The sequence below is a fragment of the Lapillicoccus sp. genome, from assembly GCF_025353065.1.
Taxonomy (GTDB): Bacteria; Actinomycetota; Actinomycetes; order Actinomycetales; family Dermatophilaceae; genus Lapillicoccus.
In genome coordinates, this window is sequence record NZ_JANXRJ010000036.1 from 1 (window position 1) to 15,252 (window position 15,252).

The 15,252-nt window shown below is 73.0% G+C and carries 9 protein-coding genes; 3 read left to right on the forward strand and 6 right to left on the reverse strand.

All coding sequences use genetic code 11. The features are described from left to right. Window positions 1–121 precede the first annotated feature (121 nt). Window positions 122–2,029 (forward strand): copper resistance protein CopC, encoded by a 1,908-nt coding sequence (locus Q0R63_RS03380; RefSeq protein WP_295693991.1) that lies wholly within the window; start codon window positions 122–124, stop codon window positions 2,027–2,029. A 60-nt stretch (window positions 2,030–2,089) separates the two neighbouring features. Beyond that, the gene (locus tag Q0R63_RS03385) at window positions 2,090–3,121 is read left to right on the forward strand and encodes a 2-oxoglutarate and iron-dependent oxygenase domain-containing protein (RefSeq protein ID WP_295693994.1); all 1,032 of its coding nucleotides are present in this window, start codon (window positions 2,090–2,092) and stop codon (window positions 3,119–3,121) included. 134 nt (window positions 3,122–3,255) lie between these two features. On the opposite strand, the gene Q0R63_RS03390 is transcribed toward Q0R63_RS03385, so the two are convergent. Next, window positions 3,256–4,797, reverse strand: a complete 1,542-nt coding sequence (locus Q0R63_RS03390) for a DEAD/DEAH box helicase (RefSeq protein ID WP_295693997.1) — start codon at window positions 4,795–4,797, stop codon at window positions 3,256–3,258. Between the two features lie 405 nt (window positions 4,798–5,202). On the opposite strand from Q0R63_RS03390, the gene Q0R63_RS03395 reads away from it, so the two are divergent. Then, window positions 5,203–5,442 carry a hypothetical protein gene (locus Q0R63_RS03395; protein ID WP_295693999.1) on the forward strand — a complete coding sequence of 80 codons (240 nt, stop codon included), beginning with the start codon at window positions 5,203–5,205 and terminating at the stop codon, window positions 5,440–5,442. Window positions 5,443–5,494: 52 nt separating this feature from the next. Here Q0R63_RS03395 and Q0R63_RS03400 read toward each other — a convergent pair whose 3' ends face one another. The 5 genes from Q0R63_RS03400 to Q0R63_RS03420 all read right to left on the reverse strand — a co-directional run. Then, entirely contained in the window at window positions 5,495–5,935 is a 441-nt protein-coding gene (locus Q0R63_RS03400) for a thiol-disulfide oxidoreductase DCC family protein (RefSeq protein WP_295694001.1), read from the reverse strand. Further along, window positions 5,932–7,380: a methyltransferase domain-containing protein gene (locus tag Q0R63_RS03405; protein WP_295694004.1), complete on the reverse strand. Its 1,449-nt coding sequence runs from the start codon at window positions 7,378–7,380 to the stop codon at window positions 5,932–5,934. The genes Q0R63_RS03400 and Q0R63_RS03405 overlap by 4 nt, the downstream gene beginning before the upstream one ends. 27 nt (window positions 7,381–7,407) lie before the next feature. Then, window positions 7,408–8,649 (reverse strand): hypothetical protein, encoded by a 1,242-nt coding sequence (locus Q0R63_RS03410; protein WP_295694006.1) that lies wholly within the window; start codon window positions 8,647–8,649, stop codon window positions 7,408–7,410. Window positions 8,650–9,189: 540 nt separating this feature from the next. Further along, window positions 9,190–10,971: a hypothetical protein gene (locus tag Q0R63_RS03415; protein ID WP_295694008.1), complete on the reverse strand. Its 1,782-nt coding sequence runs from the start codon at window positions 10,969–10,971 to the stop codon at window positions 9,190–9,192. Beyond that, window positions 10,968–15,252: hypothetical protein (locus Q0R63_RS03420; RefSeq protein ID WP_295694011.1), on the reverse strand; the 4,285-nt coding region annotated here is incomplete at its 5' end. The genes Q0R63_RS03420 and Q0R63_RS03415, both read right to left, overlap by 4 nt.

Here is a 15,252-nt window from a genome sequence, read left to right on the forward strand (position 1 = left end):
ACTCCGGGACGTTGCACCTCGGCGACCACGCGTCGATCACCACCCACGGCATCACCCTCCAGGGCGTCCCGGTCCAGTGATCGCCGTGTCGCCCGGAAGGGAACGCGCCAGTGGTCGGCGGGTGCTCGCCACGATCGGCCTGGTCCTTCTGGTGGCCTCCGTCACCGGGATCCTGCTGGCTCCCGCCGCGTCGGCGCACGCGTACCTCACCTCGAGCAACCCCACCGACGGTGCGGTGCTCGACCAGGCTCCCGGCCGGCTCGTGCTGCATTTCAGCGAGTCCGTGGTCCTACCGGCGCTGACCGTCACCGTCGTCGACGGTGATGGACACCCGGTGGCGGTCGGCCCCCCGACGCTCGTCGAGGCGACCGCCAATGCCGGAGGCGCCGAGGCACCGGTGAGCGTGCAGCTGTCGCTGCCGCACCTCCTCAAGGGGTCCTACCGAGTCAGCTGGGAGACGGTCTCGAGCGACGACCTGCACCGCGCTGCCGGGGTCCTCGTCTTCGGCGTCCGGACCACGGTGGTGCCGCGGGGCTGGGTCGAGTCCGGCCCCGACCCCCTGGAGTCCGCGCTGCGCTGGGTCGTGCTCGTCGCCATCGCTACCGCGGTCGGCGCACCGTTGGCCCGGGCGCTGCTACGGCGGGCGGGCCCCGGCGTCGACAGCTCGGTGATGGCGCCTGTCCTCGGGTTGTCCCTCGCGCTCGGGCTCATCGCTGCCGCAGCCCTGCTCACCGACCAGATCGTGTCCTCCGGCGGAGCGGCGGGTGCGCTCGTCTCCGGCGGGTATGCCGCGCGCTGGGCCATGCGCACCGGTGGGCTTGCGCTCGCTCTGCTGGCGACCCTGCCGTCCTTCCCTCGCCCGGGAGCGGCTCCGGCCGGTCGCGGGAGGGAGGGTGTCATCGTCCTCGGAGCCGCGCTCGCTGCCCTCGGCACTGCCATGCTGGGGCACTCCGGGGCCGGCCTCGTCGCAACGCCGATCCGGGTAACGACCGCTGCGCTGCACATCGTGGCGATCGGCTGCTGGATGGGCACGTTGGCCCTCCTGCTCGTCGTTCTCGTCCGTCAACGCCCTACTGCGGCGGTCGTGCGGCGCGTTCTGCGGGCGTTCGGTCCTGTCGCAGCGACCGCCGTTGGAGTCATGGTCGTCACGGGCCTCTACCTTGCGAACGGTGTCATCGGGTCGGTCGACGCCCTGCTGCTCACCGAGTACGGCCGGCTGCTCGTCCTCAAGGTCCTGCTCGTCCTCGGCTGCGGTGTCCTCGCCCTCGTGACCCGGTGGCACCTGCGCCGGCATCACCGCACCGCGGCAGTGGGCGCGACGGGGGTCGCGGGCTCCTTGGTGACACCGGGGAGGCCGATGGTGTTCGCCCTGCGCCTTGTCATTGCCGAGGTGGTCCTCGGCGCACTCGTCCTCGGGGTCACCGGCCTGCTCTCTAGCGGGCAGCCGGCCCTGGAGCGCCAGCTCATGACCGACCCGTCGACGCCGGTCAGCACCGCGGCGCATGCCCGGGTCGCCGACCTCGAGGTCTCAATGACGATCCGCCCCAACCTGCCGGGGCAGAACGTGGCGGTCGTCCGCGTCACCAGCTCACGGCGCCCGGAGCCCGGGCGGATCACCTCTGTGACCCTGGGGGTGGTGGGGGCAGGCCCGACCGCGGCTGCGACGTCGATGGGCGACGACCAGTGGTCGGTGCCCATGGCCCTCACGGAGCCAGGCCCCGGATCGGTCCACCTCACCGTGGCTCGTGGCGGCCTCACCACCGCGACGGGGGACCTCGCGTGGACGACGGGATGGCCCCCCGGCGCGACCCCGCCGCTCGTCTCCCGCACTCCGCTGGGACCGGTCCTGGGGTGGGCCGCCCTCGTGGCGCTCGTCCTCTTCGGCCTGGCCGTCATGTGCGCGATCCGGTCCGCTGCCGTGCGACCCCGGCGTCGCGGTCCGACGCGCCGTGTTCAGCCGCCGACGGTGGGGTCGGCCCCGGACGGCCCGACCCCCCGCCAACCGATGACCGCGCGCCATCCGACGTAACCCGGGCCGCGGCGGCATACGGGGCTCACGAGGCCGTCCGCGGCGGGCTAGCGTGGCGACATGCGCACCTCAGCAGGGCTCCCGAGCCCGCAACGCCTCCCGGTGCTCGACCTCCTGCGCCTCGACCGGGGCGCGGTCGAGGCGGAGGCGTTCCGCAGGGACCTGCGGCAGGCGACGCACGAGGTGGGGTTCTTCTACCTCGTGGGCCACGGGATCGAACCCGCCCTGACCGACGAGCTCTTCCGGGTGGCCGAGGCGTTCTTCGCCCTTCCGGAGGCCGAGAAGCTGGCGATCGAGATGACCCGCAGCCCCCACTTCCGCGGCTACACCCGGGTCGGCGGGGAGCTGACGCAGGGGCAGGTGGACTGGCGTGAGCAGATCGACCTCGGGGCCGAGCACGATGTCGTGCCAACGGCGCCCGGCCAGCCCGACTACCTGCGCCTGGAGGGGCCGAACCAGTGGCCGGCCTCGCTGCCGCGGCTGCGTGCGGTCGTCAGCGACTGGCAGCAGCAGCTGACCCGGCTCGCCCTGCGGCTGCTGCAGGAGTGGGCGACCTGCCTCGGCGCCGACCGGCACCTCTTCGACGAGGCCTTCGCCGAGGCGCCGGCGACGCTCACCAAGATCGTGCGCTATCCGGGCCGCGACGATGAAGGTGCGCGTCAGGGCGTGGGTGCGCACAAGGACCCGGGCGTGCTGACCCTGCTCCTCGTCGAGCCGGGCAGAGCCGGTCTACAGGTCGAGCACGAGGGGTCGTGGACCCCGGTGCCGCCGCTGGCCGACGCGTTCGTCGTCAACATCGGCGAGCTCCTCGAGGTGGCGACGGACGGCTACCTCAAGGCCACGAGTCACCGGGTGGTGTCGCCGCCGCCGGGGGAGACCCGCATCTCGATCCCCTTCTTCTTCAACCCGTCCCTGAGGTCGACCATCCCCGTGGTGACCCTGCCACCCGAGCTCGCGGCCGACGCCCGCGGCGTGACGGCCGATCCGGACAACGTCATCTTCGGCACGTTCGGGGACAACCTGCTCAAGGCGCGGTTGCGGGCCCACCCGGACGTCGCCCGGCGTCACCACCGCGACCTCGTCGGAGGTTGACTCCCCCGACGGGGCGAGCGCTGGTCACGAACCGGTCCGGACGACAAGGCGCCCCGGCCGATGCAGCCATTGCTGCACGGGCCGGAGCCGGTATGCCGTGTGCCTTCCCGGGGTGACCCCTGGTGGCGTCGCGCTCAGCGCGAGCGGCCGCCGGAGGTGCGGCTCGAGAAGGCGGCGGCGCTGCTGCCGGAGCCGGACGTGCTCGAGTAGACCGTCGTGGACCCGGTGGTCGGGCGGCCACCCGAGCCGGTCCGACCCGCGCCGGAGCGACCGCCGGAGGTCCGGGCACCGGATGCCGGGCCACCGGACCGACCTGCGCCCGAGCGGCCACCACCACGGTGGCCGTCGGCCGGTGCGCCGTCACGACGGACCGGACGACCACCGTCGGGCTGTGCGCCGGAGGGGGCGGGCTTGCGGCGTCCACGACCCTGGCCCTGCCCCTGTCCCGGGGTGCGGGCGGGACGGGCGCCCGCGCGCTCCCCACCACGGCGGGTGTCCGAGGGGCCCTCGCTCGCCTGCACGAGACCGCCCGCGGTGAAGACCCGCTCGCCGGGGGCGAGCTCGTGGAGCAGGGGGTGCGTGGCATGCACCCGGGTCGTCGTGGGGCGGATCCCGGCCTTGCGGGTGAGGTCCCGCACGTCGCTGACCTGGTCGTCGGTCATCAGGGTGACGACGGTGCCGTCGGCGCCGGCGCGAGCGGTGCGACCGGAGCGGTGGAGGTAGGCCTTGTGCTCCGTGGGCGGGTCGGCGTGGATGACGAGCGCCACGTCGTCGACGTGGATGCCGCGCGCCGCGATGTCGGTGGCGACGAGAGTGGTCGCCGCACCGCTGTGGAAGAGCTCCATGTTGCGCGTGCGGGCGTTCTGGCTGAGGTTGCCGTGGAGGTCGACCGTCTTGACCCCGGCGGCGTTGAGCTGCTTCGCGAGCTTCTTGGCGCCGTGCTTGGTGCGGGTGAAGACGACCGAGCGGCCGGGCGCTGCGGTCAGGTCGAGCAGGACGGGGATCCGGGCGTCCGAGGTCACGTGGAGCACGTGGTGCGCCATCGTCGAGATCGGCGACTGCGCCGAGTCCGCCTCGTGCGTCACGGGATTGGTGAGGAAGCGCTTGACGATGACGTTGACGCCGGCGTCGAGGGTGGCGGAGAAGAGCATCCGCTGCCCCTGCTTCGGGGTGGCGTCCATGATCCGTCGCACGCCGGGCAGGAAGCCGAGGTCGGCCATGTGGTCGGCCTCGTCGAGGATGGTGATCTCGACGGCGCCGAGGTCGACGTGACCCTGACCCATGAGGTCCTCGAGCCGGCCGGGACAGGCCAGGGCGATGTCGACGCCGCGACGCAGGGCGGACACCTGGGGGTTCTGCCCGACGCCGCCGAAGATCGTCATGCTCGTCAGGCCGGCCGTCTTGGCCAGCGGGGCGAGCGCGGCCTCGATCTGGGTCACGAGCTCGCGCGTCGGGGCGAGGATGAGGGCCCGTGGCCGACGGGGGGCCCGGGCGGTGCGGCTCGCCGCGAGGCGGGCGACGAGCGGCAGGAGGAAGGCGTAGGTCTTACCCGATCCGGTGCGACCCCGGCCGAGGACGTCGCGTCCGGCCATCGAGTCGGGCAGCGTCACTGCCTGGATGGGAGTGGGAACGGTGATGCCGAGGTCCTTGAGGACCGAGGTGAGCGTGGCGGGCACGCCGAAGGACGAGAAAGCAGTGTCAGCGGAAGAAGCAGTGTGAGTGGAAGAAGCAGTGTCAGTGGACACAGGTGTAGTGACTCCGAAGAAAGAAGGGGCGTTCTGCCCGGCGCAACCCGGCGGTGGGTCGCGGCGCAAGAGCAACGCGAGATGCGACCCGAGGCAGAACTGGGCGGGCCGCGCTGTTCCCATCGTATCCGATCCCTGCCGTCGTTCCTGACGAACCGGGCAGCAGGCGACCAGCAGGCGGCCGACACGTCGCCGCCCGCCGCGACCCTCGCGGTGGGGCAGCGGCGTTCGCGGGTCGGCATATTCTCTTTGTCCCGCGCTTTGCCCTCTGCCACAGAGGAATCGGCCTCGGTCGGCAGAAGTTTTCGGGTCTCAGGGCTGTCCAAGGAGGCTGTTGTGAGCAACACTGAGGACATGGTCACCCACTCCTCAGCCAGCAGATCGCGGTTGTCGACCAGCCCGTTCCGCCGTGAGCCCGAACCCGAACGGCCGGCCTGGGAGGCCGACGCACGGGTCATGCACGACCGCCACGGACTGGGGCGCATCGTGCGGGTCCGCGGCGATCGCATGGACGTGCGCTTCGGCAGCGTCACGGTCGACGTCGACACCCGCAGTCCCCGGATCCACCTGCTCTGACCGCTCCCGGCCCTCGCTCCAGGGTCTGACGGCAATCGCCGTTCGCCGTCGATCAGCTCGAGGCCTGCGGTGGGGCCGCACACGCGGCTGTGCCCCCGGGGAGGGCGTAGCGGTGGGCAGCCACCCAGGCGTAGACCGTGGCGCTGAGGCGACCGGTCCCTGGCGCCGTCACGACCCATCCGAGTGGTCGCCACGCCGGAGCAGCGTGTCGTAGTGCCCCGGCGATCGCCTCGTGGCCCCCGAGCACCGCGCCGTCTGCGGTCACGAACTGCACCTCCTCGGTGCACCTCTCCACCGTGAGCCCGTATGCCGCGAGGTCGAGCTGTTGCCACGGCAGCACCGTGTAGCGCTCGCGCCGGTCGACCCACCGGCGGACGAATCGTGCACTCGTCGTGCAGAATCCGCAGTCCCCGTCGAAGACGAGGACCGGCCGGGGACCGAGCCTCGTCGGGGATGAGCCAGGCAGTGCCGGGGCTGACGGAGAGGTGCTCACCGCACCATCGTCACACCGGCAGCCTGCGGGGACCACCGACACCGGCCCCCACCGTCCGGGGTTCTGGCTGCCCTGGCACGCACGTCCGCGGACGGAAGGGCGGAGGGCAAGGCAGCTGGGAGCTCACGGAGCGACGGGCACGTCCGTCCGGCGGGCGCGGTGGACGACGAGGTCCCGGCGCACCTCGATCTCGGTCGGCAGGAGCTGCCGGATGCGCGCGAGGAGGGGGCTGCGGTCGCTCTCGGCAGGATGAGGTAGGCCGAGACGGTGGAGAGCAGGCCGACGAAGTCGTCGGCCGTCATCGTGCTGGTGCTCGGGAGGTCGTGCTCCTCGACGTCGGTGAAGTACGGCGAGACGACCAGCTCGGCGCCGGGCCAATGCAGCTGGCTCGTCGCGGGATCGCCGCGCGGCGGGGGCACGTCGTCGGTCTGCATGAACTGAGCGCGGACGCCCTCGACCTGCGCCACGAGGTCCCGGTCGAGGAGATTCATCGGGCCGCCGAAGGAGGCGAAGGTGCCGCCCTCGACCAGGAGCCGCGCGGCCTGCTCCCAGCGGGTCGCGGGGTCGGTCCAGTGCCAGGCGGCCGCGGCATACAGGAGGTCGACGGGGTGTGCGGCGACCTCGGACGGCAGCGTCTCGAGGGTGCTGCCGACGACCGTGACCGGCAGCCCGGCGGTGACGCGGGTCAGCACGGCCCGCATCAGCGGGTCCGGCTCGACAGCCAGCACCGCGACCCCCTGCGCGGCGATCAGCCGGGTGGCCTTGCCGGTGCCCGCGCCGATCTCGATGGCCGTCGTGAGAGGGCGGCCATCCGTGGTGAGGACGAGGTCGACGACCTCCTGCGGGTAGCCGGGACGGTAACGCTCGTACTGCTCCGCAGCGGGGCCGAAGGTCAGTCCCCGAGGGGGCGGGGAAGCGACCTCGGGCCCGGTGTCGAAGGTGAGGAGGGTGTCGGGAGGGACGCCCTCGACGGGCACCGGCTGCGACCGCGTGGTCCAGCGCGTCCCCACGGCCTCGGTCGCGATGGAGGTCCAGGATGCCTCGACGCCGGTGTTGTAGTCCTGGAACCCGATCGTCCACCGGCCGACGTGCTGCGTGAGGAGCAGCCGGGCGGCCGCTCGCCCGACTCCGCTGCGACGCAACGCACGCACGACGAAGAAGGCGGCGACGCTACGACCCCCGTCGGGGGTGGAGGCGATCAGCGCGAAGCCGCCGAGCCGACCGGCGACGTGGACAAGCCAGGCCCGCGCTCCCTCGTCGTCGCCGGTCCGGAACCGGTCGAGCTCACGGAAGTTGAAGGTCCCGTCCGGGTTCGGCAGCAGCTGGTAGGCCTCGGAGAGGTCGTGCCGGTAGAGCTGGCCGAGGTGCTCGAGCACCGCTCGCGCCGAGCGCTCGACGGGCACCAGCTCGACCGGCTCGACGGGTGGTTCTGGTGGTGAACCCATGATCATCCCCCTCTCTGCAGTGGCCGCTCAGGCCGGTGCGTTGTCCTCCGCCCACATGCCGAGCAGGCCGTGGAAGTGGGCCATGAACGTCGCCCGCTCGGGCGCAGGATAGGTCGCGTCGACAGTCTCGCGCAGCAGCCGGTCGAAGTCGGCCGAGGTGACCCAGTCGTGCACCTGCTCCGGCAGGTGCGGGAGGTTCTCCTCGCACCACTGCCAGTAGCGGTCGGTCTCGAAGTGCTCGTTGGCCAGAGCGGTGTATGCCGTGATCTTGGCGTCGTAGGACAGCGCGACGTCGTCGGCGATCGCGAAGTAGCGGTCGGTGTGCAGGTCGATGCTGGTGCGGCGTCCGGTGACCAGGCAGTAGACCGACCAGCGCACGAGCGCCGTGATGGCCCAAGGGAAGTAGTAGTGCAGCGAGGTCATCGCCACGTCGGGGCAGGCGTTCGCGTAGTCGATGGGATAGACCTCGTCGCCGGTCACGAGCATCTCGGCGGAGTTGAACTCCCACCCGAAGAAGGCGTTGATGATCCGGCTGATCGAGGCGCACTCCTCGCCGGCCTTGGCCGAGAGGAAGTCGTGCGACACGGTATACCGGTTGTGCATCGGCTCCTCGGGCCGGAAGTCCATCACCATCGTCTCGGGCCCGATCGACAGCGCCCGCGCGAACTTCTCGTAGTCGACCGTCGCCTGGAGGTGCATGAGCATCTCGCCCGACTCGTCGTAGGCCTTGTGGAGGTCGGCCTGGGTGTCGATCCGCGAGACCCCGCGCCAGCCGCCGCCGTCGAAGGGCTTCATGTAGAGCGGGTAGCCGAGGTCGGCGGCGATGGTGTCGATGTCGAAGGAGCGGTTGTACTTCGCCGAGGTGTAGGCCCACCGGGTGTTGTCCACGGGGTTCTTGTAGGGCACGAGCACGGTGCGCGGGATCTTCAGCCCGAGCCGCACCATCGCGCAGTAGGCGCTGTGCTTCTCCATCGACTGGAAGGTGAAGGGGCTGTTGAGCAGGTAGGTGCCGTTCATCAGCGCGGCCTTCTTGAGCCACTCTCGGGGGTGGTAGTACCAGTAGGCGAGGCGGTCGATGACGAGGTCGGAGCGCACCGGGTCGGTGAGCTCGAACGGCTCGATGGTCAGCCGCTCCGCGGTGATCTCGTGCGTCTGTCCGCTGGCGTCCGTGAGGGGGCCGATCCGGCGCAGGATCGCCTCGAAGGCCTGCGGCCAGTCCTCCTCCGCGCCGAGCAGCAGCCCGATGAGGTGGCGGGAACGGTCGGCCATGAGGATCCTCCGGAGGCTCGCGGGTGGTGCTCGTCGTCGCGCCGACGCTATCGGTGCCGCGGCGAGGTCGCGAAACACCAGCCCGACAGGCGAGCAGGCGTGAGCAGGCGTGAGCACGGGTGAGCACGGGCGAGACCCGGGTGAGACCCGGCCAAGGGTGAGTTGGCCGGGTCTCGGTGCGTCCGGCGCGAACGGTGCCATGACGCCGGACCGCGTGCCTGGCCCACCCATCCGTTCGGTGGGTCCGCGGCGGATCGCTCCTCGCGGGAAGGCCTCGTGTGCTGTCCGGCGGCCCCTCCTCGCGGAAGGGCGTAGGGGTAGTTCTACGCCCTCCCGAAGCGGGCCCGCAAGGGATTGAGGAGAATTCGCGCCGCCGGCGTCGTGACGTCCGGACGGAGCGGCGCGAATCGGATACACCTGTGCACTCCGACCGTGAAAACCATTGTCCGGTATGCCGTTTGCGCCCGCCGTGCGCCCGCCGTGCGCCCGGCTGACGGTGTGCCAACCACAGGTCGGACGTCGGTGGTCGGACGTCGGTGGTCAGACGCCGGGCGCCCGCACGGCACGCGCCTCGTCGGAGGCGAAACCGCTGCTGCCCTCCCCCTTGCCGGTGCGGATCCGGTGTCCCGTCCACCGGGCATACGTGCCGTCCCGCCGCCGGGCGATGACGGGCATCGCACGGACGGTGATGCCCTCCCGGGGAATCTCCTCCGCCGGGAAGGTGAGCGGCGTCGGCGCGAGGAGCAGGCTCTCGGCGAGCACCGGCTGACCCCCGCTGAGCATGGCGCCCTTGCGCAGGGCCACCTCGCCGTAACCGACCGACACCGGCACGAGGGGGATCCAGTGCGCGGGCACGGGGACCTCGAGCTCGTAGAGCACGTCGGCGGGGTCGAGGTCGGCGGGGACCGGCGGCCGGGACGGCTGGGGCTCGGCGGACCGGAGGCGAGGGTCGCCGCTGCGGCCGGGGACGATCCGCTCGACCCCCCAGGCCATGTTGGCCTGCTCGTCGCGGACGAAGGCGACCTCCTCGACCGGGTCGCCGACGAGCGGGGAGTGGGCCACCGGGGGCAGCACGACACCGAGGAGCGAGCCGCCCTGCGCGGAGGTCACCTCAAACATCCGGAAGCCCTGCTGACGACGCTGCGTGCCGTCCTCGGGGATGACGACCACCTCGCCGAAGGTCGTCGTCACCGAGACCTCACGCACCTGGTTGAGGGCCCCGACGCGTCCGTCGACCGGCACGATGAGCCAGTCGTCGCCGGTGACGAGGGCGAACTCCGCGAGGCAGAGCCGCGCCAGGTCGTGGGGCTGGGCCTCGATCAGCGAGACGTCGACCGACGACTCCTCCAGCTGCCAGTAGCGGTTCGCCGGCATCCCGGGATAGCGCAGCGGGGTGGCGAGCATGACGTCGGTGACGTCCTGCGGCGCCGGGAGGGCGGCGTCCCCGTCGAGGGTGGCCGTCGCCCCCTCGAGCCACTCGAGGTGGTGCCACCGCACCGACCCGGCCCCGAACCCGGTGGCCTGCAGGATGGCGGAGTCCTCCGGGCCACCCTGCCCGAACCGCAGCCGGAAGCGGTGCTCGAGCCGGGTCGTCGTCCAGGCACCGCCGGCTCCGGGTGCGCCCGCGACCCACGAGAGCCATTCTGCGGCGAGCCCGGCCACGGTATCCGGGGAGGCTGCGGCCGAGACCCAGGACGGTGTCCCGGCCTCGAGGGCGGCGCGGGCCTGCGCCCCGTCGGGCACCTCTCCACCCAGCACGAGGAGGAGCCGCTCGGCCGTCGGGTCCAGGGTCCCGTCGGGGTCCCGCGGGTCGGGCGCGAGGGTCAGCGGGTGGGCGGTGACGAGCAGGTCGGCGGCGTCCCCGCAGCCGCCGTCCCGCAGGCTCTCCAGGAGCTGGGCACCGGTCTCCGCCCGCCACCTCAGCCCGTCGACCACCCCGATCCGCGGCACGTGCTCGACGTGCTCGTCGAGCACGGCCCCCACGGGCCACGGGCGCCAGACCGGCTCGTCGACGAGCAGGTCGGTGCCGTCCATCCTCCCGGCCGGCGCCCATGCCGTCATCGGGAGCGAGCGCCGGGTCACGTGGACCGAGACGGGACTCCCGACGTCCTCGCCGAGCAGCTCGCCGAGCTGCCACTGCCGACCCACCATCCACAGCGGGTCGGCGACGGCAGCGATCGCCCCGGGCGTCGGGTCACCCGAGACCGACTGGGGTTCCAGACGGGTCAGCACCGGCGTGTCCACGCTGACGTTCGCGAGACCGGCAACGAGCGCCGCCGTGCTGATGAGCTCGACGGGACGGGGCTGGATCGAGGGGGTCACGGGGTCTCCTTGACGAAGGGCATGCCGACGTAGGCGGACGTCGCCGCGGCGCTGAAGCGGATGTACTTCTGGCCCTGCAGCGAGGCGCTGCGCACGTAGAGCGCGGGCAGCATCAGGCCCTGTCCGAGGAGCGTCTCGAGCGTGACCATCCGGACGCGGGCGAGGTCGATCGTCTGCTCGATCACCGCGCGCAACGTGTCCGCGGTCCACGGCCGGCCGTCCGGCGAGACCGCGGACAGGATGGTCTGCGGAGGGCGGGCCGAGGCGGCACCGGCGCGCACGGCGAGACCGGTCCGGGCCCGGTCCGGACGCGGGTCCTCCGGCCGCGCCTTCGGGCCGACCTGCATCGGGAGGTCCTCCACCCAGGCGTCGATGACGAACCCCGCGAGCAGGCCGTCCCCGGGCGCGACGGTCCCGACCGTGTCGAGCACGAGGTGGGCGACCGGTCCGTCGGGCCAGGGCCCCGCCGCAGGGAGGGGCCCGGCCAGCCACCGGTCGGTGCCGACACCGGGACCGGTGGCTGTGCGGCCGGTGATCTGGGCGACCGTGAGGTCGCGGCGGTGCCCGAGCGCGCTCTCGAGCAGCAGGGCCTCGCTGAGCCGCCCGACCTGGGTGCGCACCGTGCCGAGGTCGCGCACGAAGCGCCGGACCGCGGTCGCTGCAGGGGCCGCGAAGGCAGGGTCCGTCGCCGCCGTGACGAAACGGTCGGTGGTGCCGGCGGGCAGCCCGGGGAGCACGGGCAGCCGGGGGAGGACGAGGAAGCCGCCGCCGAGGATGCCGGTGGCGACGTCCTGCGCGCACTCGAGCAGGACGGCGGCCGGGGTCCCCGCCGGTTGGCCGTTCATCCGGTCGACCGTGGCCTGGGCGTTGGTCCCGCGTGCCTCGGCGCCCAGCCACGCGGCACGGATCCAGGCCACGTCGAGGGGGCGCGCGGGCGTGGGGTCGAACGGGACGGCCCACGCGTCGAGGGTCGAGATGGCCGCGACGAGCGCGGCGGCCGTGTCGAGGTCGGAGACGACGTCCCCCTCGGGGATCGAGGCGATCGTGGGGGCCAGCGCGGCGACGGCGCCCTGGAACGAGGCCGCGAGCCCGGACATCCGCGCGACGAGCTCGGGCAGGGCGGCCGTGAGGTCACGGGTGGGCGGCTCGCCGACCCCGGCCAAGTCGTCCGGGACGACCGCGTGGGCACCCCCGAGCAGCGCGCGCAGGGTGCCGGCAAGGGTCAGCACCTGGCCGAGACCGCGCAGCGACTGGGGCCACGTCGGGTCGCGACCGATGGCGAGCTCCGCGTCCCCGAGACCGGGGATGGCGACCCGCAAGGCGCGTTCGAAGGCCACGGGACTGGTGGCGAAGACGAGGTCCAGGGCGGCGAATCCCGCTGTCTCGAGGGTGATCCGGCGATCGGCCGTCTCGGCGACGACGATGGTCGTCGGGTCCCCGAGGTGGGCGGCCGCCCAGGCCTCCACCCGCGGGTCGGCCACGGCCCGCGGACGGCTGCTCGACCAGCCGGACGTCGCGTCGCCGCCGATCATCGCGAGCACGCGGTGGGTGATCCGTTCGCCGCTGTCCTGCGCCTCGAGGACGTCCATCGTGTCGGCGGGGTCGGCCCCGGTCCCCATCGCGTCCATGGCTGCTGCCGCGCGGTGCGGGTTGCCCCCGGCATACTGCAGCACCGACTCGCTGAGTATCACGTCGGCGACGGCGTCCACGGTGTCGGCGGCCGCCCGGAGGACCGTCGTGACCGCATCCCACTCGTCCGGCGTGGTCGCCGGCCACGGCACGGCAGCGTCGAGATAGAGGTTGGCCGGGCGGGTGTCCAGCAGCGTCCGCAGCGCCGGGTCGCCGGGCGCGTGGAGGTGCAGCAGCAGCAGGCCGTCGACGACGTTGCCGGCGGCGACGGTCTCCTGCGCCGACGGCTCGTCGATGCCGTCGCTGTCGCTGAGACGTCGGGCGACGAGGGGCGCAACCGCCCGCAGGGAAAGCAGCAGACGGCCGAGGCGGGCCTCGGTGAGACCGCGCTCGATCTGGTAGCCGATCAGGGCGCTGAGCTGCTGGCCCTGCCGGATCCCTTCGAGCACGTGGGCTGCCGACCGCAGTCGCAGGCTCGACAGGTCGATCGCGAACGGGCCTCCGCCCGTGGCTGCGCCTCCTGCTCCGGGGGCCGGGAGGTGGCTCAGGTGGGCGCTGCGGAGCATCCCGGCGGCGACGGCGTGCTTCGTGCTCGGGGCATGGATCCAGCCGTCGGCGCCGGAGGTGGCCTGGGGGACGAGGTCCTCGACGATCCCGTAGGCGCCGATGGTCAGTCCGCGGGACTGCCCGGCTGCAGCGGTCCTTCGGGCCGACTGCCTCGAGCTGCGTTGCGAGACAACGGCTGTCACCCAGGCGTCGAGCCGGTGCGAGGTGCAGTCCAGCGACTCGGCGACGGCGAGCCGCCGGGCCTCGAGGTCGGAGCCGACGAGCGCGAGGAGGGCGTCGCGCACCTCGGCGCGATAGCCCATGAAGCGGATCCAGGCGCCGATCGCCGCGGTCCCGAACTGGCGGGCCTCGTCGGTGGGTGGAGCCGACAGAGCGACCTCGGCGAGCGAGGTCTGGAGGTTCGGCAGGGGCTGGTATCGGGCGAGCAGCGACGGGCCGGCGAGCGGCGCGAGGCCCTGGACGGAGGTGGCGACGTCGTGCAGCTCGGCCGACGAGGCGGTGTCCGCCCGGGCGGCGAGGGCCGCGACCTGCACCTTGACCGTCGTGTCGAGCGTGGCGAGCTCGAGCAGCTGGGGGAGCACCGTGGCGGGAGAGGCCGCGGCGACGTCGAGGGCGGTGGCGTCCCAGGCGATCGAGATCAGGGCCTGGAAGACGCTGTCGATGGGGAGGTCCTGCTCGGGGGTCCCGAGCAGGGCCGCGATGAAGGCGTCGTCACGCGGGGAGACGAGGGGGAGCGGGAGGGCGCGGTCGGCCACGTCGAGGGAGCCCACGGCCATCCGCGTCGCCGCGACACCGACCACCGAGGCGGCCACCGCTGCGACAGAGGTCTTCTCGTCCGCATAGGGCTGCTCGCTGAGGCCGTGGGCCCAGGTCTGCGCCGTCGAGGACCACTCCGAGATCACTGGCCGCACCCGCAGGCCCTGCATGACCGGTGACGTGCCGAGCACGTCGAGCATGGTCGTGTCGAGGTCCGGGGTGCCGGGCCGGACGAGAGGCACCTTGTGCTGCGCGGCATACAGCCAGCCGGTCGTCGCCGCAGCGACGACCGTGGCGATGCCTGCGGTCGTCTCACCGGGCTGCGGCACCCAGGCCCGCAGGTCGGAGACCGGGAGGATGCCGTAGGGCTGCGCACCGACCCGGATCGCCGGTGCCGGACCGCGGCCCCGGACCCCGTCGCGGAAGAGATCGCGGGCGGACTCCCGCTGGCCGTCGGTGAGGCCGTCGATCTGGTTGTCGGCGAGGTGGCCGAGGTAGTCGCCCCAGCCGGGGGCCCACAGCGCCGTGTTGACGGACCGGGCGAGGTCCTGCTCCCCGGTCCCGGGGCCCAGCAGGTCTGTCACCACACGGGGGTCGAGGCCGAGGACCGTCGCGGCCGCCGTGGCGTCGGAGGTCGGACCCGGCGTCACGGGGGTGAGCGGCGGAGCGACGGGCGTCGGGCGTGACCGGTAGGGCGATCGCTCGGCGTCCGCGTTGTTGGTGGGCGTGCCCTGTCGGAGGATCCCCAGTCCGTCGGTGAACCGGTGGCCGGTGAGGAGGTCCTCCAGCTCGTCCGCTCCCGCCGCTGCAGGGGTGCTGGCGCGGGTGCCCATGGCGACGACGCGCTCGACGCGGCCCGAGGAGGGGAGGGTGAGCGTCACGGCCATCCCGACCTCGACGGCGAGGTCGTAGTCGACCAGCCACTCGGACCCGGCGGGCACGGCGATGCCCTGGGCCGTCGTCGTCGGCTGGTCGTCGCCCATCGGGATGGGCGAGATCTGCAGGTCGCGGGGGACGGGTCGGCCGACGCCCTGCACCACCGTGCCGTTCTGCACCGCCACGACGACGAAGCGGTCGGGGAGGGCGCGGGCGACCGAGCGACGGTCTCCTGGCGGAGGGAGCTCGGTGAAGGCGGGCGCCGTGGTGGCTCCCCGTTGCGCGAGGTTGGCGGGTGTACAGGCGTGCGCGACCCACTCGGCCCGTCCGGGGGAGACGGCCGACACGAGGTCGCCCCAGGCCGACGCGGGGACCGGGTCGGGCCACACCGCGGACCAGTAGGCCTGTCCTGCAGCGGTTTCGGCGTCGGTGAGTCCGCGGATGAGCGAATCG